This is a genomic window from Salinisphaera hydrothermalis C41B8 (assembly GCF_000732535.1).
GTDB lineage: Bacteria > Pseudomonadota > Gammaproteobacteria > Nevskiales > Salinisphaeraceae > Salinisphaera > Salinisphaera hydrothermalis.
This window is the reverse complement of sequence record NZ_APNK01000002.1, coordinates 162,904-186,808: the sequence shown is the minus strand read 5'-3', so window position 1 is coordinate 186,808 and position 23,905 is coordinate 162,904. Positions and strand designations below refer to the sequence as shown.

The window sequence follows — 23,905 nt, the reverse complement described above, 5'->3', positions numbered from 1 at the left end:
CGTTTGTTTGCCGGCAGCTGCATCCCGGTCACGTCGCCTTGAATAATTGCCATATAAATCAATAATTAGGCTTATAAAAATGCCGGCGTGAGGTGGCTGGCGCTTGAAGAATTTCCGCTTGGACGCCTTGAACACAAGAGAGATCGCGTCGCGGATATACGATCGTATTGAGGTACGACACGTCAGCTCTAAGAGACGTTGCCTCAAGCGCCCGGGTGGCGCCATGCGCTGGTTCACCGGGTTGGCTCTGCTCAGTGGGGAGTCGAGCCGACTGTCAACCCGTGGTTTTATCGGGGTGACTGCGACGTGAGACCAGCCCGACAGCTAAAGCGGCCGCTCACATTAACGAGTAACCCACAGTGTCCAGCCATTCGAGAAATTCGTTGTAGCTGGGTCGGGGTTGCATGCCGGCCTGGGTGGCTGGTGTTTCGAACAAACTCCAACGCAGCGAGTCCGTGGAATCGACGAGTTCGGCCGCCGGTGCGGTATGCACGGACCAGTTGAGCTCATGATACACCGCGCTTCCAGGATCGAGCATTATCGCCCCAGCCGCCAAACCGTCGACGATCGATGCCGGAGCGCCAGCGTCTCGAGCACGCTGTACTTCCCGCGCTCTCTCATCGCGATTCTGGATCACCAGGCGCTTGGTGTGGCCGTCGGCATCGGCGAAAACGAATCCTGACGGATCATTTGCCAGGTAATACTCGACCAGCCCCCGGTCGGCGCGCAGGCGCTCTAGCAATTGGCCGACCGCCGGTTCTTTGAGTATGTCTGGCACATTGATCGGAAACACATCCGCCGCCGACACGAACACGTCACGGATATACTCGCGCTGGAACGCGCGGATCGCCTGGTTGAGCGTGTCGTAGACCGCATGTTCGTGCTTGCGTATGTACTGGTCGATGATGCCCCGGTTGAATGCATCGACTGCTACTGATTCCGTCGCCACGCCGGTGAACAGAATCTTTTTGACGTGCGGATCCTGAATCTGCTGACAAAACTCGAGCCCGTTCATCTGGGGCATCGCGTAATCGACCAGGGCGACCGAGATCTGGGAGAAACGATCCGAAGAGTGCATTTCGCGCTGTAATGCGTCGACGTCGAGCTCGATCGGCTCGCGCCGATCCGGCTCGAGTTCTCGATGACCGTTGGTCAACCCGCTGAAGAAGCGACCGCGGGCCACCCCATTCGATTGTCGACCGTTGAGATAGCTCAAGGCCTTGTGTGTGGAGTCGAACAGCAGATATCCCAAATCGGCATCGAGCTGCAGGCTCAGATTGCCAAGAAAATCGATATCGTCGTCGATCAGCACGATCTGGGTTGGATGAAAATATGGCGCCAGCTCAATCTCGGCCATCGTCAGGGATCTCCGGAAAACTCATGGTGAATTCAGTGTATTCGCCCCATACCGAGTCGCAGCGGATATGCCCGCCGAAGCTGTCGATGACGAGGCGGACGAAGGCCAGGCCAATCCCGGTTCCCTGGCCACGCGGCATGCCGGAATAAAAGCGTTCGAAGATCCGCGGCAACACCTCCGGCCGTATACCTGGGCCGGTATCTCGAAAGTGAAGTTGATTAACACCAGAATCCGAACGAGTTGTCCAGATTGTAATTTCACCGCTCTCTTGTCGGGCGAGATAGTAAATGGCGTTCTTCAACAGGTTGAACATGACGTGGACCATCAAAAGCTCCGAACCGACGAATGAGAAGCTTGGGCCACCGAGCCAATTAACCCGCTCTTTCTCCTGCGGGGAATGGAATGGATATCGTTCCAAGGATTTATTAATACATTGATTGATGTCTACTCGTACGAAAACAGAGCGATCGATAGCAGCGCGGCTGGAGTTAACCAGCAACATGTCGAGGACAATGCCCGTATATTCGCTTTCGGTCCGGATACGGTCCAGAACGGATTGCATTTGTTCGAAATGAGCACGACGAATCCTTTTTACAGGCAAGTCATGTTTTCTGGCCAGTTCGTACCCTTCGATAATTGCAGGCAAATAGGTGCTTAATCCACGCGCTCCACTGCGGATGCCGAGTAGCGGGGTACGCAGCTCGTGCGCCATTGTGCCGACTGCATCAGTAATAGCGGCGAGTTTTTCTCTAGCGACCAACTCAGCCTTGTAGTTGATCGCGCTCCCTACGACGATTCCGAAGGAGTAGATGGAGATCAACACCGGCAATGGGATATCGTTTTCGACCTGCAGATCGGCGCCGACAAGCTTGAAAACGAGCCAAGCTAACAAAGCCCCTATGACCGATAACAAGATCGTCATCAGCCAATCGAATACCAGGATCACCATCAGCATTAGAGCTGCAAGCGTAGACAAGGCCCACACCGCTGATAGATGATTCATGAGGGTCATGAAGAAGAAGAAGAACGGAAGCAGAAAAACGAGCGCAAAAAGCCAGTAAAGAGTCAGCCATGGCTCAACGTCGCGCATCCGCGAAATGTTGCGCTCGAACAGCATCGGTATGGCAAAAAGCACGCACACCGCTCTGAGCCATAGATTTTCATAGTGTTGGGGGTAAAGGTCATGCCACATGTAGTAATACAAGGGCTGGCCGATGATTTCGATGATGGCAAATGTTGCCATGATCGAGCGCCCGTACGAGGCGCTCTGTTGCAGCGAGGCAATCAGTCTGCTCGAAATCCGACTTGCCAAGGCATGAAAAAACGGCGTAGCAGCCGTTTTCCTGCGTTCATTGCGAGGTACCTTCTGGCCGGCATCAGACGTCGAACCAGATTTGTATTCGGTCTCGGAAGAATCCGTCATGTCATCCCGCAACACATCTCAAAATTCGAATATCGCAGCCGATACTCGGTCGTACGATTCGTCCAGTATACTGACCCGGCATAGATCTCGTTGCGTTGCCTGATGCCCGAATCGATCAAACTGTATCGCCGCGCCAGAGGCTCGAGCGACTTTCGACTGGTAAACTCCGGTCGCCTCTAGGCGAGTGCTCATGGCTGCAGCTCGAAGCGTGCTCTATGGATGCCTAGGCCTTCTCCTGCTTAGCCAGTTCGCGGCGTTGGTCGTGGCATACGTGAGTACGCCGCCCCGCGATATGCTGGCGGTGCTAGTCACCGCCGTCGGTTGTGGGCTGGCCATCGTGCTGCTAGGGATTATATGGCGGGTGGATCGGCATATCCGCCAAGCCAGCTCCAGCGCCCTGGCGGACTGGATCGAGCAGGTCGATATCACGGCCGACGAGTTGCCGCAGTTCAACGACACGGTGGCCAACCGTGCACCGCGTCTGGCGGCAGCCACCGAAACTCTCGTCGCCCGTGTCCATGATTACCGCGACAAGCTGCTGGTACGACATCAGCGAGTGCAGCGGTTGTTGCGCAACGTTACCGATGTGCTGTACCACGCAGACCGTGACGGTCGGCTCACCTGGGTGACGGATTCGGTGTCCGACATGCTGGGCTATACGTCGCACGAGCTTCGGGGCTACCCCCTGTCGGGACTGCTTGCCGATCCCGATACCGATCTGGCGATACTCACCCAGAGCGCCAACATCGTGCGCTACCCCACCCGCGTCTTCCGCCGTGATGGCAGTATCGCGTGGTTGTTGATCTCCGCGCGCCGTATCGATGATGCCGATGGCCAGATCACCGGCAGCGAAGGCATATGCCGCGACGGGACCCGCCTGATCGAGACGCAACGCCAGCTCAATCAAGAAAAAGAGCGGGCCCAGGTGACGCTGGCAGCGATCGGGGACGGGGTCGTCACCACCGATGCCGACGGCACTATCGATTACATCAATCCCCGGGGTCTACACATGCTCTCGCGCAGCATGAAGCAGGTTCAGGGGCGCGCATTCGAGGATGTCTGCCAGCTGTTCGATCTCGACAAGAAGGAATTCGTCGACGGGCTGGTCACCGAATGCCTGACCACGGGGATGTCGCGGGAATGGGCCAACACCCTGGCCTTGATCGGCGATCAGACCCCGACGCGGGAGCCCGACGATTATCGCTCGGTCACGGTCACCGTGTCGGCGATCCGAGATGAAAAAAGCCAGATCATCGGCGCCGTGGTGGTGTTACACGATGTCACCCGGCTCGAGCGCGTCTCACGCGAGCTGACCTATCAGGCCAATCACGATTCGCTGACCGGCCTGCTCAATCGTCGGGCGTTTGAACGCCGGCTCAAGCATGTGCTCGAAACCACCCGCCTGGACAAGGTGCACCACACACTGTGCTACCTCGACCTGGATCAGTTCAAACTGATCAACGACAGCTGCGGCCATCATGCCGGCGATGCCATGCTGCGGCAGCTGTCTTCGCAGATGGTCACGCAACTCAGGCCGAACGACACGCTGGCCCGACTCGGCGGCGATGAATTCGGCATCATCTTCGAGGAAACCGACCTGGAAACCGCGCAGGCCGCCGCCGAACGCTTGCGTCAGTGGCTCGAAAGCTTCCGGTTCGAATGGGAAGGCAAGGCGTTTCGCCTGGGCGCGAGTCTGGGACTAAGCGTGATCGACGAAGGCTCGGCCAGCGCCGCCGAGCTGCTACGCCGCGCCGACACCGCCTGCTATCTGGCCAAGGAACAGGGCCGGAACCAGGTTCGGGTCTATCATCGCGACAGCGACGAAGCCCGCATGCGCGATTACGAGATCGAGCGCATGCAGAAGATCAACGAAGCCCTGGACGACCATGGCTTTGTGCTGCATGCCCAGCCGATCGCTCCGCTGACGGGCCGTAACGCGGATTCGCGCATGGGCAGCGAACTGCTGCTGCGCATGAAAGGCGAGCCGGGTGCGATGATTTCGCCGCAGGATGTCCTACTGACCGCGGAGCGCTACAGCATGGCCTCGCGCATCGATCGATGGGTGATCGATCAGGCCCTGCGGCTGATCGGCCGGCACGATGCCGACTGCCCGCGCATCGGCTACTACAGCATCAATATCTCGGGCCAGTCGATCACCGACGAACAGTTCGTCGGTTTCGTGCGCGAATGCATCGAGCAGTCGGGCGTCAACCCGAAACGTCTGGTCTTCGAGATTACCGAAACGGCGGCTGTGACCAATCTGCAACGGGCCGCCGATCTGATGCGCTCGCTGCGCGCCATCGGGTGTCGCTTCGCCCTCGATGATTTCGGCAGCGGCGTGAGCTCGTTCAGCTACCTCAAGCACCTGCCCTCGGACTTCGTGAAGATCGACGGCAAGCTGGTACGCCACGTCACCGAGGATCCGGTGGAGCACGCGATCGTCGAGGCGCTCAGCAAGGTCAGCCGCGCCGTCGGCCTGCGCACGGTGGCCGAACAGGTTGAAACGAAAGAGCAGCTCGACGCCCTGGAGCGCATCGGGATCAACTACGTTCAGGGCTATTATATTGCCCGGCCCATGCCGTTCGAACAGTTCATCGAAAGCATGAAAACCGACGTATAGCCTCGTCTTACGCTCGCGGGCAATCACATCCGCGGGCAAGCCGTCGAACCGCTGCGGCGACGGCGCGCCCGATCTCGAATCTTCTGGCTCGAACACCCCGCCCGCTCTATCCGATCGGCCCGAACCGATGCCCTGCGGCGGCCATCCCCAGCGGCAATCGGCACGACGAGGCTGTAGTCCCGCGTCGATATTCGGGGTAGTCAGCGCCACAAAAACTGTATATAAATACAGTTATGCAAAAAGGCGAATACAACCCGACCCAGCCCAGCCAGGCCGCGATGCTGGAAGCCCGTTGGCAACGATTTGGCGTGCATCGGGCCAACCGCGCCGCGGCCCTGCGGACCTGGTCTACCGGCTGGTCCCGACTGGATGCCCTGCTGCCCGGCGCTGGCTATCCGCTGACGGGCGTGACCGAGTTCCTGATCGAGTCCGCCGGCCAGGGCGAACTCAGCCTGCTACTGGCCGGGCTCAAGCCTCATCTGGAGCGTCGGCCCGAGCATCGGCTGGTTTTCGTGGAACCGCCGCATCGGCTGAATGCGCCGGCGCTGGACTGCGCCGGCATCGACCATGCCCGCGTGCCGGTGATTCGTTGTCGCGATACCGCCGAACGGGTCTGGAGCATCGAACAATTAGCGGCGGCTGGCGGCTTCGTCGCCTTCGTGATCTGGGATGATCATCTGGATACGCCGCAGCTGCGGCGCCTGCAGCTGGCCAGTGAAAAAGCCGGCTGTCCGGTTTTCGTCTATCGCGACCTTGCCTGCGCGCGCCATCGATCGCCGGCTGCCTTGCGGCTTGCCCTCCATTGCCGGAATGGGCATCAGCGTATCGAGATCCTCAAGTGCCGGGGCCCGGCCGGAGGGCGAACCACCGGTTTGAGCGCTTCTCAGGATCGCGCGTGGATGTTTGTTGCGGTCGGGCCGGATTCGAGCGGGCTGACTTCCGCCGAGCCTGCCAACAGCGCGCAAATCCCGCCTTCGCCAATACAAGACGAATTCAGCGACCCGTCTCCCGGCGCCGATCGCGACCCTTCTCGCCGTTCGTATACGCGGTGAATCATGTGGCTGGCGCTGCGTTTTCCGAACTGGGCGCTGGATTTTCGGGGCGCGGCCGCCGAACAGCCCACGCTCGTGGTCGAAACCACGGCCCAGCGTCAGCACGTCGTAGCGGCCAGCCAGACCGCGCTCGAACATGGCGTTCGCCGCGGCATGGGGCTAGCCGACGCCCGGATACGCTCGCCCGCGGTGGTTGTGCACGATCGCAGCCGCGCCGGCGAAACCGCCGCGCTGGCCCGTCTTGCCGGCTGGGCCTGGCGCTATAGCAGCCAGATTCATTGCGCGGTCGCCGACCCGAATATCCAGGACGCACGATTGATTTTCGAAATCGGCGCGAGCCTGCGATTGTTCGGCGGACGACAGCGATTGCTTAAGGCCATCCGAGACGACCTGAAAGTCCTCGGCTATAGGTATCGAGCCGGGCTGGGCGAGACACCCCAGGCGGCCCTGGCCTTCAGCAGGGCGCGGCGTCGCGTCAGCGACCTGGCCGAACTGCCCCTGGCGAGCCTGTCACTCGACCCGACGACGCGTGCGACACTCGAAGCCAGCGGTTTTCGTCGCGCCGGCGAACTGCTCGCCTTGCCGCCGGCCGCTCTGGCGCGGCGTTTTGGCCCCGAGCTATTGGCTTTCCTCGAGCAACTGGCTGGGCGTCGGCCCCATGGGCTGGCGCTGTTCGAACGCCCCGAGCGGTATCAGACGCATCATGAACTGTTCGGCGCCGTTGAAAACGTCCAGGGGCTGATCTTCGTACTGCATCGCGTATTCACCGAACTGGCGATCTTTCTCCGCGGCGCCGACAGCGCCATTCAGACCTTGCGGCTGAGCCTGGTACACGAGCATCGCGCCACCACCGAGATTACGCTTCGGCTGTCCGCGCCCTCTCGCGATGCCCGGCATCTGGAGCGGGTCGCCTGCGAGCGGCTTGAACGCATCACGCTGACGGCGCCGGTACTCGAAATCGGGCTGCTCAGCGATCGGCTCCGGCCGGCCGAACATGCCCAGGGCGCGCTCTGGCAACAGAACGATCGGAGCGCGGGCGCGCCCTGGCCGGTCGTGCTCGATCGGCTGCGCGCACGTCTGGGTCATGAGGGCGTGGTCTGGCTCGATTCACCGGCCGATCATCGACCGGAATATGCATCGACCGAACGCGACAGTGAACCACGACCACATCAGGCCGCGAACGGCAACGGCGATACGCTCCCGCGGCCGATGTGGCTGATCGATCCGCCCGAGCCGATCAGCGCCCAGGCTCTTGGCAATATGAACTGGCTCAGCGGTCCCGAACGTATCGAAAGCGGCTGGTGGGACCAAGGCCAGCGCCGCGACTACTATCGTGCTCTCGACGCACGCGGGCGCCTGCTCTGGCTGTTTCGCGACTTGAATTCCGGTGACGCGTCGTCGCGATATTTCCTGCATGGCCTGTTCGGTTGAGGCATGCACGCTGCATGAGAAATCACTTTAACGCACATGAAGTAGATTACTCAGAGCTCTGTTGTGTCAGCAATTTTTCGTTTCACCGTGGCGCATCGAGCCCGGAAGAATTATTCGATCGAGCGGCGCAGCTCGGTTACCGGGCCCTGGCCATCACGGACGAATGCAGCCTGGCCGGCGCCGTGCGCGCCCTCAAGGCATCTGAAGAAACGGGGCCGCGTCTGATTCTAGGTAGCCGGTTCGCGCTCGATGACGGCCCGGTTATGGTGGTCCTGGCACGCAACGCCGACGGCTATACCCAGCTTTGCCGGTTGATTACGAAGGCACGAACGGCGACGCGCAAAGGCCGCTATCGGGTCACATGTACCGATCTCGACGCGCTCGATGATTGCTGGCTGCTTGTGCTGCCCGATTACGGTCGCCCGCCCGACCCGACGTTGCATGCGCTGCTGGGCTGGATGGCGGTGCGCTACCCTCGCCAGAGCCGGATCGCACTGGCCCTGCACCGCGGACCGCACGATCTTCTCCACGTGAAACGCTTGAACAGCCTGCGCTTGCGGTACGGCTTGCCGATCGTGGCGGTCGGTGACGTTCATATGCATCGCCGATCGCGCCGTGCCCTGCAGGATGTATTCACTGCCCTGCGTCTCGGAACGACCGTCCAAAACGCCGGTCATGCCCTGGCAGCCAACGGCGAGCGATATCTGCGCCCGCGTCGGGTCATCGGCAGACTCTATCCGCCCGATGCCATCGCAGAAACCCGGCGTATCGCTGACGCCTGCGATTTCAAGCTGCGCGATATTCGTTATGACTACCCGGCAGAGAATATCCCGCCCGGCCATACTTCAAGTAGTTTCTTAAGAGCGGAAGTTAAGAAAGGTTATGTAAGTCGCGGATTAAAAGGGTCGTCCTGGGCGATACGTCGACAACTGATGTACGAAATACGGGTGATCGAGCGACTGGGCTACCCACACTATTTCCTGACGGTCTATGCCATTGTCTGCCATGCCCGAAGCCGGGGCATTCTGTGTCAGGGCCGGGGCTCATCCGCCAACTCCATCGTCTGTTATTGCCTGCAGATCACCGAAGTCGACCCCATCCGGCGCGAACTGCTCTTCGAACGATTCATTTCGGAGGAACGCGCCGAACCGCCCGATATCGACGTGGACTTCGAGCACGAGCGACGCGAAGAGGTCATCCAGCATATTTACCGGACATACGGTCGGTCGCGGGCCGCGCTGGCCGCCACGGTGATCCGCTATCGTCCCCGCAGCGCCATGCGGGATGTCGGCCGGGCCATGGGCCTGTCCGTGGATCAGATCGATACGCTGGCCGGCGAGCTGTCGCGCCGGGCCGATGACGGTACGCTGCCCGAACAGCTCGCCGCCCGGGGCGTGCGTCTCGACGCCCGATTGCTGCACCAGATTCTGGTTCTGGTGGATACCCTGATCGGTTTCCCGCGCCATTTGTCCCAGCATGTCGGCGGTTTCGTGCTGAGCGACAAGCCGCTGGAAATGCTGGTGCCGGTGGAAAATGCGGCCATGCCCGATCGCACGATCATCCAATGGGACAAGGACGATCTCGAGGCCGTCGGCCTGATGAAGATCGATATCCTCGCGCTCGGCATGCTGACCTGCATTCGGCGTTGTTTCGATCTGATCGCGGGGTACACGGGCTATCTCTGGCGAATGTCCACGCTGCCCAGCGGAGACCCCGAGACCTATCGCATGATCCAGCGCGCCGATACCGTCGGCGTATTCCAGATCGAGTCGCGCGCCCAGATGACGATGCTGCCGCGGCTTAAGCCGAAGCGCTTCTTCGACCTGGTCGTCGAAGTCGCCATCGTGCGCCCCGGGCCGATCCAGGGCGGTATGGTTCACCCCTATCTCAAGGCGCGCGATCAGAAACCCGAAGATATCGAGTACCCCAGCGAGGCCCTGCGCGGCGTGCTGGAACGCACGCTGGGCGTGCCGATCTTCCAGGAACAGGTGATGAAGATCGCCATGGTCGCGGCCGGCTTCGATGGCAACGAAGCCAACGGCCTGCGCAAGTCGATGGCAGCCTGGAAGCGCGAAGGCGGGTTGGAACCCTGGCGGGAACGCTTGAAATCGGGCATGCGCGAACGCGGCTACGACGAGGACTTCGCCGATCGCATCTTCGAACAGATCAAGGGCTTCGGCAGCTACGGTTTTCCGGAGTCGCACGCCATCAGCTTCGCGCTGCTGGTGTATGTTTCGGCCTATCTGAAATGCCATTATCCGGCGGCATTCGCGGCCGCCCTGCTCAACAGCCAGCCGATGGGCTTCTACCAGCCGGCCCAGCTCGTGCGCGATGCGCGCCGCCACGGCGTGGAAGTCCGGGCGGCCGATGTGCGCTATTCCCACGCCGACTGCACGCTGGAATCCGAGCCCGGCGAGGCCGCGTCAAGCAATGTCCGGCCGGCGCTGCGTCTTGGCCTTCGGTTGGTCAAGGGACTGTCGCCCGAGGCCGCCTCGCGGATCTCGGCAGCCCGGGCGTCACAGGCTTTTGCCAGCGTCCCTGATCTGGTCGCGCGGGCCCGCCTGGATCGACGGGCCCGCGACGCCTTGGCTCGTGCCGATGCACTTGCGGGTCTGGCCGGGCACCGGCATCGGGCGCAATGGCAGATCGCGGCCACCGAAGTGCATGACGATCTGTTTGCGCACGTCGATGTGCCCGAGGCCGAGGTGACGCTGGCCGAGCCGACCGAAGCGGCGGACATCGTGGCCGATTATCACAGTACCGGGCTTACTTTGCGGCGCCATCCGGTCGCCCTGCTCCGGCCGGATCTGGCGCGGGCGGGTGCGGTCACGGCGGCCGCATTCAACCGCCTGGATCACGGCGCGAACGCGCATGTGGCCGGCATCGTGACCATGCGCCAGCGACCCGGCAGCGCCAAGGGCGTGACGTTCCTCACCCTGGAAGACGAAAGCGGCACCGTGAATGTCATCGTACGTCGCGAAGTGCTGGCGACATATCGGATCGCCGTATTGTCGGCTCGATTACTACGAATCGTCGGCGTGATGCAGCGTGCCGGCCAAGTCCGGCATTGCCTGGCCCATGAGATCGTCGACGAGACCCACCGCCTCGGCTCGCTCGTTACCCGGTCCCGCGATTTTCATTGATTGTGCTTGGGGTCGTGGGCAAGCCGAATACGGTAGCTGTAGCCGTGCTTTTCGAAACCCAGCGATTCGTAGAAGGCATGCGCCGCGTCGCGCTTGAGATTCGATGACAACACCAGCTTGTAGCAGCCCTTGCTACGAGCCGTATCGACGGCGTGGGCCATGAGCGCGCGGCCGACACCGTGGCCTTGACACGCGGGCGCTACAGCCACGTCTTCTACCACGGCCGAAGGCGTCCCCCGGTGCCCCAGGTTATCCATCACGAGTAGCGCATAGGTGCCGACGATCGTGCCGTCGTGCTCTGCGACATAGAGTCGATAATCCGGATAACGCTGCATACGCTCGAACACAAGCTCGGCCTCGGCCAGCGGCAACACGATTTCGTCGTCCATCGACGGCTGGGCATACAGTTCGAGTACGTCTGGCAGATCGGCGCGGCCGGCCTCCCGGATGACCCGTTCACTCATATTCGCTCACCCCCGAGACAGGCAACCCGGGTAATTACCGCCCTCTGCGTGGTTGCCACAACTCTCATTCCGCTCGTTCCTCGGATAGTATCGTGGCAGTAACCACGGTTGCGTGGCACTCGCCGCCATGGCGCCACGCCCGATTCGTCAAGGATTCCGCTGCATGACACATGATCCGTCCGACCAGGACGACACGCCCCGGGAAAACGCCGAACACGAGTCCGAGGAAGAACAACAGAACGAGCAAAACGTCTCGAAGAAAAACGAGCAGGAACAGATCGCTCAGGCGCATTCGCCCGAGAAGCATGCCGAGAGCAGCGAGAAAGAAGAGAAATCGATCGGCCCCCGTCGGCTGCTGGCGCTTTCCCTCGGAGCGCTTGGCGTATCCTACGGCGATATCGGCACCAGCCCGCTCTATGCGCTGCGGGAATGTTTCAAGGGATCGAGCCATCTCGCGCCCACCGACGTCAACATCATCGGCATTCTGTCGTTGATCTTCTGGGCGCTGATTCTGGTGGTGTCGACCAAGTACATGATGTTCGTCACCCGGGCCAACAACAATGGCGAGGGGGGCATGCTGGCGCTGGTTGCCCTGCTAAACCCCTGGCGACGCGATGCCGGGCGCTACTCGGGCCTACTGCTCAAACTCGGCGTCTTCGGCAGCGCCCTGCTCTACGGCAGCTTCATGCTGACGCCGGCGATCTCGGTCTCGAGCGCCGTGGAAGGCCTCAACGTCGCGACTTCGATCTTCAAGCCGTACGTGATCCCCATCACCATCGCGATCCTGATCGGGCTATTCGCAATCCAGAGCCGCGGCACCGAAACCGTCGGCAAGTTCTTTGGCCCGGTCATGATTCTTTGGTTCGTCACCCTGGCGACGTTAGGCATCTACGGGATCGTGCACGAGCCCGGCGTGCTGGCCGCAATCAATCCGGAACACGCGGTGGCGTTTTTCGTCCGCAATCACTGGACCGGGTTCGTCGTACTCGGCGCGGTCTTCCTCGTGGTCACCGGTGGCGAGGCGATGTACGCCGACATGGGGCATTTCGGGCGCCGCCCGATCCAGATCGCCTGGTTCGGTCTGGTGCTGCCCGCCCTGCTACTCAATTACTACGGCCAGGGCGCCATGCTTATTCATGGGCAGGGGGCGTCCGCCAACCAGCCGTTCTACGAATTGGCGCCGGGTTGGGCACTCTACCCACTGGTCGTGCTCGCGACCGCGGCCACCGTCATCGCTTCGCAGGCCGTCATTTCGGGCGCATTCTCGCTCACGCGCCAAGCCGTGCAGCTCGGGCAGCTGCCGCCGATGCGCCTGTTCCAGACCTCGTCCGAGGAATACGGCCAGATCTACGTGCCGACGCTCAACTGGCTGCTCATGCTGGCCACGATCGGCCTCGTGCTGGGTTTTCGCACCTCCACGAATTTGGCCTGGGCCTACGGTGTCGGCATCTCCTTCGCGATGACCATCACCACCTGCCTGGCGTTCTTCATCATGCGCGAGCGCTGGAAATGGCCGCTCTGGATCGCGCTGCCGCTCACCCTCGGTTTTCTCGCCGTGGACCTTCCGTTCTTCGGCGCCAACATGCTCAAGATTCCGCACGGTGGCTGGTTCCCCGTCGCGACCGCAATCCTGGTCTATACCCTGATGTCGACCTGGTGGCGCGGACGACAGCTGTTGCGCGAGCGGCTGGTCGAAGACGAGCCGCTGCCGCTTGATGAATTCATGCACGAGCTGGCCACTGACGACATCGTGCGCGTCAAGGGCACCGCGATCTTTCTGACCGGCAGTGACGCGGGCACGCCCCCGATGTTGCTACACCATCTGGAGCACAATCAGGTCCTGCACGAGCACGTGCTGCTGCTGACGGTCCAGACCGAGGACGTACCTCGCATCCCGGCCGCTGACCGCCTCGAGATCGACGATCTCGGCCAGGGCGTTTATCGCGTGTTCGCGCGCTACGGCTTCATGCAGAATCCGAACGTGCCGGTCGCGGTACGCCTGTGCGAACAGTTCGGACTGGATTTCGATACCGACAAGGCCACTTATTACATCGGCCGCGCCACCATCATCCCCACCGACGAAGTGCCCGGCATGATGCTCTGGCGCGAGAAGCTGTTCGCGTTCATGTCGCGCAACGCGATCCAGCCGACCTCTTACTACCGGGTGCCGCCCGATCGCGTCATCGAGTTCGGACTTCGGGTCGAGTTATAAATCCGGCGGGCCCGGCGCCGGAATGCGCCGGGCTCATTTGGCCGGATCAATAGATAGCAAGCGGCTCTGGCCCGCTGGGAGGCTGGAACAGCGCATCCAGCTCGGCGAGATCATCCGGCCCGAACTCGATATCCATGGCCGCGGCATTTTCCTTCACCCGCGCTGCATGGGCCGCTTTGGGAATGGGCAGGACCAGGCTTCGATGGAGCAACCACGCCAAGGCAACCTGCCCGGATGTCATACCGCGCGCTTCGGCAAAACGCCGGAGCGCGCCGTTGGCGGTCAACGCGCCGCCGTCGAACGGTGAGTAGGCCATGGTGACGATCCCGGCTTGCTGAAGCCAGGGCAACAGATCCCATTCGATGCCGCGCTGGTTCAAATTGTAGAGCAGCTGATTGACCTGCATCCCGCGACCGCCGGCCCGGGCGAAGGCCTGCGTCTCAACGAGATCGAGATTACTTACGCCGTAATGTCGGATCTTGCCGTCCGCCTTGAGGCGTTCGAAGGCACGGATGGTGTCTTCGTACGGCACGCTGCCCTGCCAGTGCAACAGATACAGATCAAGCCGATCGGTACCGAGACGCTTCAGGCTCGCCTCGCAAGCGGCGATCGTCGCCTCGAAACGCGCATTGGACGGCAGCACCTTGCTGACCAGGAACACGTCCTCACGCCGGCCCGCTATGGCTTCGCCCACCAGGCGCTCGGAACGGCCCTGGCCGTACATTTCAGCCGTGTCGATCAACGCCAAACCGTGGTCGATACCCGTAAGCAGCGCCTCGATTTCGGCGTCGCGCGCGGCCGGGTCGTCGCCCATGTACCAGGTGCCCTGGCCGAGCGCCGGTACGGCTTCGCCGCCGGATAAGGTCAAGTATTTCATGTCGTGCACCATAGAGCCTGATGGGATTTCGCGCGACCCCGCGACGCGGCCCCAGCTTGAACCGACATCCGTTCGTTCTGGCATTATCCCCCCATGTCGTCGCCGCTGTCGCATGAGCGTATCTTTGCCGTCGTCCGCCGTATCCCGCTCGGCCGGGTTGCCACCTACGGTCAGATCGCCCGGCTCGTAGGTCGTCCGCGGGCGGCACGCCAGATCGGCTATGCCATGCATCGTTGCCCGCCCGGCTTGCCTTGGCATCGAGTGATCAACGCCCAGGGCCGTATATCCTTGCCGCCCGACAGTACCTCGGCTCTTACCCAGCGTCGGCGCTTGATCGAGGAAGGCGTGGTATTCATCGCCGGGCGCGTCGATCTGACACGCTACGGCTGGGACGACGGCGACGGGCCTGTCTGATCGCCGCGTCATCCATGGCGCCGGCGCGCCACCGGTTATACAGTGGATTCCCGACCCAAACGGTGCTTCTCATGGCCGAACTCCAGGATACCGGCGTCTCTTTTTCTCCCTATTTCGAGATCCCGCCCGAACGCATGGACGAATTTCGCGGCCTGGTCGATGAATTCGTTGCCGCCACCAAGAATGAGCCCGGCTGTCTCTACTACGGGTTCTGTTTCCACGGTAACCAGGCGCTGTGCCGAGAAGGCTACGCCGACGGCGACGCGTTTCTCGCCCATCTGGACAACGTCGGCGAACTGTTCGCGCGCGCTCAGCAAGTGGCCAAGGTCACCCGCATGGAAATGCATGGCCCGGAACCCGAGCTGGCCAAGCTGCGCGCGCCGCTAGCCGAGTTGGATATCGTCTGGTTCACACAGGACTGCGGCTTTCGGCGCTGACCGGGACCTTTTGCCTGCCCTGGCTTTTTGACGACGCTGCTCGCACACCGGCCGCAAACGGCGGCCGCGTTGTGCCGATCCCGTCCAGCGGACGATGCGCCTTGTTGGATGGCGGCGGCCAAAAGCGTCGGCCCCGCCTATTGGCCCAGCCCGATTTTGATAAGAAATCGTTTCCAAAAGAGGCCGTGGGCTCGCACCACGGCGTCACAAACCCTAGAGTGGCCCCGTGGTTTAAAAACGAAACGAGCCCGTCATGGCCCGTCTGCATGAGTCTTTCGAAGCCGGTGCCGCACGCGGCATGCTCGCCCTGCCGGCCGCGCTGTTACGTTTGATGGCCGGCAAGCCGGTCGTTCGCGACGGCCAGACACTCGATGTGCAATGCCAGCTGCTGCTCAAAATCATGCGGATGCGGGGTGTACGGCTCGGCGGCGGCGATGTCGAGCAACAACGACGCCAGATGGTCGCGCAATCGCGCACTCTCGCGCCGCGGGCGCGCGGGCCCATCGCGGTACGCGATCTGGTCGTCGCCGGCGCCGAGGGCGCGCTTGCCGCGCGGGCGTATCGGCCAGAGGGCGCCGATGGCGCGGCGATCCTGTTCTACCACGGGGGCGGTTTCGTGCTCGGCGATCTGGAATCCCACGACGGCGTCTGTCGCGCGCTTGCCGATCGCACGCGGGCGACCGTGATCGCGGTGGATTATCGCCGCGCACCCGAACACGGGGCGCCGGCAGCGCCGCGCGACGCGATCGCGGCTTTTCGCGATATCGTGAACCGGGCCGATAATCTTGGGCTGGATGCCCGGCAGATTGCGGTCGCCGGGGACAGCGCGGGCGCCAATCTCGCCGCGGTGGTGGCACAACAAGCCAAAGGCGATGCCAAACCGCCCTGCGCTCAGCTATTGTTCTATCCGGTGGTCGACTTCGCCGAAGATAAGCCCTCGAAGGATCGACTGGCCGAGGGCTTTTTCCTGGAAAAAGCCTCGATGGATTGGTTCGAGGAACGCTATCTGCCAGCCGGCTGCGATAAGCGCGACCCGATGGTGTCGCCGTTGTACGGGGAACTGGCCGGGGCCGCGCCCGCCATCGTGATTACGGCCGGGTTCGACCCCCTGCGCGACGAAGGCGAGGCCTATGCCGCCGCACTCAAGACGGCGGGCGTCGATACCGTGTGCCGGCGCGAGACCGGCTTGCTGCACGGCTTTGCCAATTTCGCTGGCGGCGTCGAGCGAGCCAATGAGGCCCTGACCCACGCCGCCAACGATTTACGCGCCCGACTCACGGCGGCCGTCTGAACCGGGAACGAGCTGGGGGCGCTATTGTTTGGCGCCGCCGTCATTGCCGCGGTTGCCGAAGGCCGCACGGAGCTCGTCCTTCGAGATATAGCCATCGCCGTTGGTATCGAGGCGGTCGAAGTACGGTTGCAACGCCTTGCGATATTCGCTGCGCGAGATCTTGCCGTCGCCGTTGGCATCCATATGCTTGAACCAGCTGGCGATCACCTGATGGCGACGCTGCTTATCCTGTTCGGTGGCATCCGCAGGCAGGCCCGGCTGGCCAGCATCGAACTCTTTTTCATCGACCGTGCCGTCGCCGTTGGTATCGAGTTTTGTGAAGGCCCGGTCTTGCGCGGCGTTGGCTTCGGCCCGGCTGATCTTGCCATCCTGGTTGGTATCGGCACTGGTCAATCCGGTCGCCTGGGCCGTCGCGACAAGCATAAGGCTCGTGCCCCCGACCATGACGGCGCGCCGCCCGGCTGTAATGAATCGTTTGAACATAGCGCTCTCTTGTGGGTTATCGGTTTGCGTGGGTTGAGAATGGGCCCGGCACGGCCTACGCCTCAGGTTTCCAGGTCGGCGGTTTCGTCGAAACATGTGTCCTGATGATCGGCTCCGAGCTGGACAATGGCGACCGGCTCGCCGTCCTCGTTGAATCGTACATACCCCATGCCGGCCTGATTGACCAGTCGCCGGTGCGAGCCGACCGTCCGCGGGTGACGCGGCGACACGCGCAGACGGCGGCGCTTGGTAAACCAGTTGAGCGGCGAGCGCGGCGAATACAGCCAGCGGTTGAGACGATCGAACCAGCGTAGCAGGCGGGCGGGAAACTCGTTTTTTATACCGGAAGACACGATCTGCCAGATCCGCTGATGGGTGCGGACATGACGCAACCGTACCTCGTAAACGAACGAATAATGCACGTCGCCGGACAGAATGGTGAAGTTCTCGGGCGTTCTGCGATGACTCAGGATCTGCAGCATCGCCACCGCGGCACCGCGATGGGCCATCCAGTTCTCGGCATCCACCATCAACGGCTTGCCGAACCAGGTGAACACCCGCTGCACGTTTTCGATCAGTTTGACTCCGAAAACGGGCGCGGCCGACACGATCACCGCGGCCGACCGATCCATCAGCTCGTTCTGCATGGCGGTCAACGATTCCCAGTCCATCAGACCGGACGGCTTACCCGTCTTGTGCGTGCGACGCCAGCGATGCATTCGCGTATCCAGCACCAGGATCGGCGGCTCGGTATCGAGTGTGTAGTGCCAGCGATCGAAACCCAGCAGCGCATCGATCAGACGGTTCTGATGGGCCGCGGTCGGGTCGGCGGCGAACTCGCTCAGCGGCCCCGCCAGATGTTCGGCGAAGACGCCCGGCGTATTCAACCAGCCCTGACACAGCGTGTAGGCCATCAGCGCATTACCGATGATGCGCCGCGAAAACGGGTGGCCATAGGCCGAATCTTCCCAGGCCGCGGTCAGGTTCCAGTCGTCGGTGATGTCGTGATCGTCGAAGATCATCGACGTGGGCACGTTGGCCAGAAGCCGGCGTGCCGCGGGCAGCTCGGCCACGAACGCCTCAATGATCCGCTGCTCGTCGCGATAGCGCTCGGCGTGCGCGTCGGACAGTGCCGGGGGTGGCACCACGAGATCGCGCCACAGCGTATCCGACCAGGTCAGCAGATACATCGCCATCATTTCGGCGAAGGTGATCAGGTGGTTACCCGAACAGGCCGATGTGAACACCGGCTTGCGCGTGCCGCCGAAAAAACGATCCCGCAGTGCCCGATTGGCCCGCTCCTTGGGCAACAGCTGGTCGCGTTCGTAATAGCTATGCGGACTGACATAAAGCGCCGCGCTGTCGGCGACCGTGGCGCCCTCCAGTGTTTCCGGCCACAGCCCCAAACGATCGATCGTGGCATGGATGGCCGCCAGCAATGGGCCGGCCACGTCGTCCGCGTAGATCTGGTCGCCGGTCAGCAGCAGTTGGCTTGGCCAGGCGTCCGGATCGTCGCGCCGCTGCCCCAACCAGGCCTCGGCCCGTGCCATGCCATCGCGCGAGTCGTGGTGCGGGCGCCGGCAGGAACCATGTAAGAGATGCGTGAGCCGACGCCGGAGCACGAATCGCGGATGCGGCTCGCCGTCGAAACACAACCCCGACTCGATCTGTGCCACGCTCTGTGGCTCGCCGTCACACCACAGGTCGTAGCCGATCGGCACGTCGAACGGCAGCGGCGCGACACGGGCTGCGATCAGATCGACATCGATGAGATGTACGAAGGCGCGCTCGCCGATCGCGATCGTCCGATCATCGTCGGTCAGTTGAATGCGCGTCGGTTCCGCGTTAGCCAGAAACAGCTCGAGCGAGAGCGATACCCGCCGGCTCGTGACCAGCCATAGCGCGATGCGATCGGACGTCACGCGCCGAAGGATTGGCCCGGCGATTACCGTCGGCAAGGCGGACGACAAGTCAGCAGTCATCACCGGAGTATAACGAGTACGCGTCCGGCCATACCGAGCACGCGCGCGATATCGAAGGGCTTGCGAGTTATTGCCCCAGGCAGTAGATTTCAGCTATGGCTAACTTTGTAAGGCCCGGGTCCGAATTGAGCGCGGATCGATCCCGTTTCGGGTAGTCGATCTGGCGTACCGGTTCGCCGGGGCTGGCATGAGCGCAACCCATATCAACCACGACTATCTGCCGGGCGAAGGCGCGACACTCAGCGCCGCCCAGGCTGCACTCGAAGGCCGCAAGCGCGGGCTCAAGCGTTTTCTGCCCTTCATCGGCCCGGCGTTCATCGCCGCCGTGGCCTATATCGATCCCGGTAACTTCGCGACCAATATCCAGGCCGGTTCCACGTACGGTTACATGCTGCTTTGGGTTGTGCTGGCCTCCAATCTGATGGCCGTGCTTATCCAGACCCTATCAGCCAAGCTCGGCATTGCCACCGGCAAGAACCTGCCCGAGATTTCACGCGAGCGTTTTGCCCGGCCGGTCACGATCGGGCTCTGGCTGCAGGCCGAGTTCATCGCCATCGCCACCGATCTCGCCGAATTCATCGGCGGCGCGCTCGGTCTTCACCTGTTGTTCGGTATCGCCCTGTTCCCGGCCGCGCTGATCACCGGGGTGTTTTCGTTTGCCCTGCTCGAGCTGCAACGGCGCGGTTTTCGCCCACTCGAAGCCGGGATCACCGCGCTGGTGGGCGTGGTCGTGGTGTCGTTTGCGTACGAAGTCTGGATCGCCAAGCCGGACGGGAGCGAGCTGCTGACCGGCTTGTTCGTGCCGACGCTCGACGGCACGGGCAGCGTACTGCTGGCCACCGGGATTCTGGGGGCCACGGTTATGCCGCACGTGATCTATCTGCATTCCGCGCTGATGCAGCGTCGCGTGGTCGGCCGCAACGAAGACGAACGCCAGCGGATCTTTCGTTTCGAATTCATCGACATTCTGATCGCCATGGGCGTGGCCGGGTTGATCAACGGCGCGATGCTGGTCATGGCCGCCGGCCTGTTTCATGGCAGCGGCGATCCGGTGACCACGATCGAGGGCGCGTATGCCCGGTTGGATCATCACGCCGGCACGATCGCTGCCGTGCTGTTCGGCATCGGCCTCATGGCCAGCGGATTTTCGAGTTCGTCGGTCGGCACGATGAGCGGCCAGATCGTGATGCAGGGTTATCTCGACCGCCAGATTCCGTTGTATCTACGCCGGCTGATCACGATGGCGCCAGCGCTGGCGGTCCTTGCAATGGGGGTCGACCCGACCACCGCCCTGGTGATGAGCCAAGTCGTGCTGTCGTTCGGTATTCCGTTCGCGCTGATCCCGCTGCTGATGTTCTGCTCGAATCGCGAACTGATGGGCAGTCTGGTCAATCGCCGCCTGACCTCGATTGTGGCCTGGGCGGTGACCGCTGCCATCATCGGCCTCAATATCTTCCTGTTGTATCGAACGCTGTTCGGGCTTTGAGACAACGCTTTCAAAGCGCAACCGGATCGGGTCATGCGGCGGGTGCGGGCTGACGATGCCAGACGGTCAGACGAATCGTTGCGACCAGCCCAATCAGCAGAATGGCCGCGACCATGCCTGCGACGCCGGCCCAGCCATAACCGCTCCAGAACAGACCGCCCAGCGATCCGATCACGCTCGAGCCGAGATAGTAGCCCAGCAGATACAGCCCCGCGGCATGCCCCTTGCCGTGTTCGGCCAGTAGCCCGACCCAGCCGCTCGCGGTCGAATGGCCGGCGAAGAAGCCGATCGTCACGAGGGCGATGCCGGCGATGATGGCGATCAGCGAATCCGGCCACATCAACGCCAGCCCCAGCGTCATCAGCACAATCGCGAAGATGAGCACCGGCGGGCGCCCGTGTCGATCGGCAATCCGGCCGGCGATCGCCGAGGTCACGATGCCGAACATATAGACCACGAACACCGCGCCGATCGCGCCCTGGCCCAGTGAGAACGGCGGTGCAGACAGCCGGTAGCCGACGTAGTTGTAGACTGAAACGAAGGCGCCCATGAACAGAAAGCCGCAGAAGAACACCCACGGCAGCGCCCTGTGGCGCATGTGCGACACCACCGGCCCCGCGTGCTGGCGAATCGTCAGTCCGCGCTGGGCGATGAAATTGCGCGAGCATGGCAGCAACCACACGAACACCGCCGCCGCCACGAAACCGATCACGCCGAGCACGGCAATCGCCACGCGCCAGCCGAAGGCTTCGGCCAACAGACCGGCGATCACGCGCCCGCCCATGCCGCCACAGGCCGTGCCGCCGATATACAGACCGGTGGCAGTGCCCAGATCCGCCGGCTTGATCTCCTCGGATAAATAAGCGATCGCCAGCGCGGGCACGCCGCCGAGCGCGATACCCTCGAAGGCCCGGGCAACCAACAGCGTGCTCCAGCCGGGCGCGATCGCCGCGACCAGCGATAGCGTCGCCGAGCCCAGCAGCGACGCGGTCATCACCGTCTTGCGCTCGATCGCCCCCGACATGAGCCCGGCCAGAAACAGCGTGAAGGCCAGTACGCCGGTGGTCACCGAGAGCGACAGGCTGCTCACGGCAGCGGAGACGCCGAACTCGCGCGAGAACTCCGGCATCAACGGCTGTACCGAATACATCGACGAGAACGTCGCGAAACCGGCAGCGAACAAGGCGAGATTGGCGCGTAAATACTCGCTTGTGCCGTGTTCGAGATAGCGCGTGCCGGCGGTATTTTTCGGTTGGCTCATACGCCCATCGCCGCATAACTGCATCATGAAACGATCGCGAGCTTAACGATTTATTGCATCAATTACGACTTTCGGCTAGCCGTAGCGCGCTCATTACCTGATAATGGCGCGTTTTCGCACAGGCCGGCTCTTTATTCATGATCGATAACCTTCGCAACATCGCGATCATCGCCCACGTCGACCACGGCAAGACGACGCTCGTCGACTGCCTGCTTCGCCAGTCGGGCACCTTCGACGCCCGAGAGGACGTCGCCGACCGGATCATGGATTCCAACGATCTGGAAAAAGAGCGCGGCATCACGATCACGTCCAAGAACACCGCAATCGAGTGGCGCGACCCGGACTCGAACGAGGTCTACCACATCAATATCGTCGACACCCCCGGCCACGCCGACTTCGGCGGCGAAGTCGAGCGCGTGCTGTCGATGGTGGACTCCGTACTGCTTCTGGTCGACGCCGTCGACGGCCCGATGCCGCAAACCCGCTTCGTGACCGAAAAAGCGTTCCAGCTCGGCCTGAAGCCGATCGTGGTGATCAACAAGATTGACCGCGACGGCGCCCGCCCGGACTGGGTGCTCAACGAAACCTTCGACTTGTTCGACAGCCTCGGCGCGACCGAGGAGCAGCTCGACTTCCCGATCGTGTATACCTCCGCGCTTGGCGGCTATGCCGGCATGGACGAGAGCGTGCGCGACGGCAACATGTTGCCGTTGTTCCGCACCATCATCGAACGTGTACCGGCACCGCCGGTGAATCTGGACGGCAAGTTCCAGATGCAGATCACCACGCTGGACTACAACAGCTTTGTGGGCCAGATCGGCATCGGCCGCATCGCGCGCGGCACCGTCAAGCCGGCCACCAACATCACCATCGTCGACCGCGACGGCGGCGAGCGTAGCGCCAAGATTGCCGGCGTGTTCGGCTTTTTGGGCCTGAACCGGGTCGAAGTGGACGAAGCGCGTGCCGGCGATATCGTGGCGCTAACCGGCATGAACGACCTCGACATCTCGGACACGCTCTGCGACCCGGCCCAGCCGGAATCGCTGCCGCGCCTGACGGTCGACGAACCGACCATGAGCATGACCTTCGAGGTCAACAAGTCGCCGCTGGCCGGCAAGGAAGGCTCTTACCTCACCTCGCGCCAGATTCGCGAGCGGCTGGAGCGCGAGCTGAAATCCAACGTGGCGCTGCGCGTCGAGCAAGGCGGCGATGCCGACCGCTTCAAGGTTTCCGGGCGTGGCTTGCTGCATCTGTCGGTGCTGCTCGAAACCATGCGCCGCGAAGGCTACGAACTGTCCGTCTCGCGTCCGGAAGTCGTCACCCGCGAAGTCGACGGCGAGATCCAGGAGCCCTACGAACTGTTGATGTGCGATATCGAGGACGAGCACCAGGGCGCGGTGATCGACAACCTCAACCATCGCCGCGGCCAGCTCCAGAACATGGTCCCGGACGGCAAGGGTCGCACGCGCCTGGAATTCATGATTCCCTCGCGCGGGCTGATCGGCTTCCAGACCGAGTTCATGAGCCTGACCTCCGGCACCGGTATCGTCACCCATGTGTTCGACCACTACGGCCCGCTTGGCGGCACCGAGATCGGCCAGCGCCAGAAAGGCGTGCTGATTGCCAACGCACCGGGCAAAGCCGTGGGCTTCGCCATCTTCAACCTGCAGGATCGCGGCAAGATGATGGTGTCGCCGAACGACGAGGTCTACGAAGGCATGGTCGTGGGCATCCATTCGCGCGACAACGACCTGACCGTCAACGTCCAGAAGGCCAAGCAGCTCACCAACGTGCGCGCCGCCGGTTCGGACGAGAACATCCAGCTCACCCCGCCGGTGCGCATGACGCTCGAACAGGCGCTGGAGTTCATCAACGACGACGAGCTGGTCGAGATCACGCCGGGCTCGATTCGCGTGCGCAAGCGCTGGCTCAAGGAGCACGAGCGCAAGAAAGCCGCGCGCGGCTAACCAGC

At 62.5% G+C, this 23,905-nt stretch carries 17 protein-coding genes; 10 read left to right on the top strand and 7 right to left on the bottom strand.

The window, feature by feature from the left end; genetic code table 11:
* Positions 1-337 precede the first annotated feature (337 nt).
* Both C41B8_RS02430 and C41B8_RS02425 read right to left on the bottom strand, forming a co-directional pair.
* Positions 338-1,312, bottom strand: coding sequence for a response regulator (locus tag C41B8_RS02430; RefSeq protein ID WP_198025011.1), 975 nt, complete (start codon positions 1,310-1,312; stop codon positions 338-340).
* A 31-nt stretch (positions 1,313-1,343) separates the two neighbouring features.
* The gene (locus C41B8_RS02425; RefSeq protein ID WP_051882814.1) at positions 1,344-2,780 is read right to left on the bottom strand and encodes a sensor histidine kinase; all 1,437 of its coding nucleotides are present in this window, start codon (positions 2,778-2,780) and stop codon (positions 1,344-1,346) included.
* Between the two features lie 271 nt (positions 2,781-3,051).
* On the opposite strand from C41B8_RS02425, the gene C41B8_RS02420 reads away from it, so the two are divergent.
* From C41B8_RS02420 to C41B8_RS02405, 4 genes are all read left to right on the top strand, one after another.
* Positions 3,052-5,400, top strand: coding sequence for an EAL domain-containing protein (locus tag C41B8_RS02420; RefSeq protein WP_232225974.1), 2,349 nt, complete (start codon positions 3,052-3,054; stop codon positions 5,398-5,400).
* Between the two features lie 233 nt (positions 5,401-5,633).
* A complete protein-coding gene (imuA, locus tag C41B8_RS02415; protein ID WP_051882809.1) occupies positions 5,634-6,452 on the top strand; it encodes a translesion DNA synthesis-associated protein ImuA in 819 nt (272 codons plus the stop codon).
* Positions 6,453-6,455: 3 nt separating this feature from the next.
* Positions 6,456-7,883 (top strand): Y-family DNA polymerase, encoded by a 1,428-nt coding sequence (locus C41B8_RS02410; RefSeq protein WP_037333483.1) that lies wholly within the window; start codon positions 6,456-6,458, stop codon positions 7,881-7,883.
* A 14-nt stretch (positions 7,884-7,897) separates the two neighbouring features.
* Entirely contained in the window at positions 7,898-11,026 is a 3,129-nt protein-coding gene (locus tag C41B8_RS02405; RefSeq protein ID WP_037333480.1) for an error-prone DNA polymerase, read from the top strand.
* On the opposite strand, the gene C41B8_RS02400 is transcribed toward C41B8_RS02405, so the two are convergent.
* Entirely contained in the window at positions 11,020-11,490 is a 471-nt protein-coding gene (locus C41B8_RS02400; RefSeq protein WP_037333477.1) for a GNAT family N-acetyltransferase, read from the bottom strand. The genes C41B8_RS02405 and C41B8_RS02400 overlap by 7 nt on opposite strands.
* Before the next feature lie 163 nt (positions 11,491-11,653).
* On the opposite strand from C41B8_RS02400, the gene C41B8_RS02395 reads away from it, so the two are divergent.
* Positions 11,654-13,702, top strand: a complete 2,049-nt coding sequence (locus C41B8_RS02395) for a potassium transporter Kup (RefSeq protein ID WP_084188394.1) — start codon at positions 11,654-11,656, stop codon at positions 13,700-13,702.
* Positions 13,703-13,748: 46 nt separating this feature from the next.
* Here the strand turns inward: C41B8_RS02395 and C41B8_RS02390 are convergent, their stop codons facing one another.
* On the bottom strand, positions 13,749-14,579 hold the full coding sequence (locus C41B8_RS02390; RefSeq protein WP_037333824.1) for an aldo/keto reductase: 831 nt from the start codon (positions 14,577-14,579) through the stop codon (positions 13,749-13,751).
* A 93-nt stretch (positions 14,580-14,672) separates the two neighbouring features.
* Between C41B8_RS02390 and C41B8_RS02385 the strand changes: the two genes are divergently transcribed.
* From C41B8_RS02385 to C41B8_RS02375, 3 genes are all read left to right on the top strand, one after another.
* The gene (locus tag C41B8_RS02385; protein ID WP_037333475.1) at positions 14,673-14,993 is read left to right on the top strand and encodes an MGMT family protein; all 321 of its coding nucleotides are present in this window, start codon (positions 14,673-14,675) and stop codon (positions 14,991-14,993) included.
* Between the two features lie 71 nt (positions 14,994-15,064).
* A complete protein-coding gene (locus C41B8_RS02380; protein WP_037333820.1) occupies positions 15,065-15,430 on the top strand; it encodes a putative quinol monooxygenase in 366 nt (121 codons plus the stop codon).
* Between the two features lie 253 nt (positions 15,431-15,683).
* On the top strand, positions 15,684-16,721 hold the full coding sequence (locus tag C41B8_RS02375; RefSeq protein WP_037333472.1) for an alpha/beta hydrolase: 1,038 nt from the start codon (positions 15,684-15,686) through the stop codon (positions 16,719-16,721).
* A gap of 21 nt (positions 16,722-16,742) precedes the next feature.
* Here the strand turns inward: C41B8_RS02375 and C41B8_RS02370 are convergent, their stop codons facing one another.
* Together C41B8_RS02370 and C41B8_RS02365 are read right to left on the bottom strand one after the other, a co-directional pair.
* The gene (locus C41B8_RS02370) at positions 16,743-17,204 is read right to left on the bottom strand and encodes an EF-hand domain-containing protein (RefSeq protein ID WP_051882808.1); all 462 of its coding nucleotides are present in this window, start codon (positions 17,202-17,204) and stop codon (positions 16,743-16,745) included.
* 62 nt (positions 17,205-17,266) lie between these two features.
* Positions 17,267-19,186, bottom strand: coding sequence for a metallophosphoesterase family protein (locus tag C41B8_RS02365; protein ID WP_051882806.1), 1,920 nt, complete (start codon positions 19,184-19,186; stop codon positions 17,267-17,269).
* A 187-nt stretch (positions 19,187-19,373) separates the two neighbouring features.
* Here C41B8_RS02365 and C41B8_RS02360 point away from each other — a divergent pair, with 187 nt between their 5' ends.
* Complete coding sequence (locus tag C41B8_RS02360) at positions 19,374-20,672, top strand: Nramp family divalent metal transporter (RefSeq protein ID WP_037333470.1); 1,299 nt, start codon at positions 19,374-19,376, stop codon at positions 20,670-20,672.
* A gap of 31 nt (positions 20,673-20,703) precedes the next feature.
* Here the strand turns inward: C41B8_RS02360 and C41B8_RS02355 are convergent, their stop codons facing one another.
* Entirely contained in the window at positions 20,704-21,933 is a 1,230-nt protein-coding gene (locus C41B8_RS02355) for an MFS transporter (RefSeq protein ID WP_037333813.1), read from the bottom strand.
* Between the two features lie 137 nt (positions 21,934-22,070).
* Between C41B8_RS02355 and typA the strand changes: the two genes are divergently transcribed.
* On the top strand, positions 22,071-23,900 hold the full coding sequence (typA, locus tag C41B8_RS02350; protein ID WP_037333468.1) for a translational GTPase TypA: 1,830 nt from the start codon (positions 22,071-22,073) through the stop codon (positions 23,898-23,900).
* Positions 23,901-23,905: the final 5 nt, after the last annotated feature.

Bases quoted from the DNA above. Each gene is read 5' to 3' on its own strand.
- C41B8_RS02390 (WP_037333824.1), bottom strand. From the start codon at position 14,579: ATGAAATACTTGACCTTATCCGGCGGCGAAGCCGTACCGGCGCTCGGC.
- C41B8_RS02370 (WP_051882808.1), bottom strand. From the start codon at position 17,204: ATGTTCAAACGATTCATTACAGCCGGGCGGCGCGCCGTCATGGTCGGG.
- C41B8_RS02355 (WP_037333813.1), bottom strand. From the start codon at position 21,933: ATGAGCCAACCGAAAAATACCGCCGGCACGCGCTATCTCGAACACGGC.
- C41B8_RS02360 (WP_037333470.1), top strand. From the start codon at position 19,374: ATGAGCGCAACCCATATCAACCACGACTATCTGCCGGGCGAAGGCGCG.
- C41B8_RS02380 (WP_037333820.1), top strand. From the start codon at position 15,065: ATGGCCGAACTCCAGGATACCGGCGTCTCTTTTTCTCCCTATTTCGAG.
- C41B8_RS02365 (WP_051882806.1), bottom strand. From the start codon at position 19,186: ATGACTGCTGACTTGTCGTCCGCCTTGCCGACGGTAATCGCCGGGCCA.
- C41B8_RS02375 (WP_037333472.1), top strand. From the start codon at position 15,684: ATGGCCCGTCTGCATGAGTCTTTCGAAGCCGGTGCCGCACGCGGCATG.
- C41B8_RS02395 (WP_084188394.1), top strand. From the start codon at position 11,654: ATGACACATGATCCGTCCGACCAGGACGACACGCCCCGGGAAAACGCC.
- C41B8_RS02410 (WP_037333483.1), top strand. From the start codon at position 6,456: ATGTGGCTGGCGCTGCGTTTTCCGAACTGGGCGCTGGATTTTCGGGGC.
- typA (WP_037333468.1), top strand. From the start codon at position 22,071: ATGATCGATAACCTTCGCAACATCGCGATCATCGCCCACGTCGACCAC.
- C41B8_RS02405 (WP_037333480.1), top strand. From the start codon at position 7,898: ATGAGAAATCACTTTAACGCACATGAAGTAGATTACTCAGAGCTCTGT.
- C41B8_RS02400 (WP_037333477.1), bottom strand. From the start codon at position 11,490: ATGAGTGAACGGGTCATCCGGGAGGCCGGCCGCGCCGATCTGCCAGAC.
- C41B8_RS02385 (WP_037333475.1), top strand. From the start codon at position 14,673: ATGTCGTCGCCGCTGTCGCATGAGCGTATCTTTGCCGTCGTCCGCCGT.
- imuA (WP_051882809.1), top strand. From the start codon at position 5,634: ATGCAAAAAGGCGAATACAACCCGACCCAGCCCAGCCAGGCCGCGATG.
- C41B8_RS02425 (WP_051882814.1), bottom strand. From the start codon at position 2,780: ATGACGGATTCTTCCGAGACCGAATACAAATCTGGTTCGACGTCTGAT.